The sequence below is a fragment of the Mesorhizobium sp. M4B.F.Ca.ET.143.01.1.1 genome, from assembly GCF_004792275.1.
Taxonomy (GTDB): Bacteria; Pseudomonadota; Alphaproteobacteria; order Rhizobiales; family Rhizobiaceae; genus Mesorhizobium; species Mesorhizobium abyssinicae.
Map to the genome: position 1 here is coordinate 1 of NZ_SRSR01000242.1, position 319 is coordinate 319.

Sequence of the window (319 nt, forward strand, 5' to 3'; positions counted from 1 at the left end):
AGAAAGCGTAGGCTTCTCGCGGAACACCTGCACTCCATCGTCGACTTCGTCGATGACGCCGAAATCCATCTTGATGAGCCGGTTGGCGGTCGCGATAGTAACCGGATCTTTGTGCTTGCGGTGGGCAGCTGTGAACCTGCTGAGACTCCGATCGGTGAGAACGTCGCCGTTGAGCACGATGAAGGGCTCGGTCAGCTCATCTCGGATAAGCGAGAGCGGCCCGATGGTGCCCAGCGGCTCCATTTCCTGAGTGTACCGTATTTTCAGATTCCATTGCGAACCGTCACCGCATACGCTGCGGATGAGATGGCCGAGATAT

General features: G+C 57.1%; 1 protein-coding gene. It reads right to left on the minus strand.

Annotated elements, in window-relative coordinates; genetic code table 11:
• Positions 1-319: sugar phosphate nucleotidyltransferase (locus EN786_RS36820; protein WP_246688854.1), on the minus strand; the 319-nt coding region annotated here is incomplete at both ends.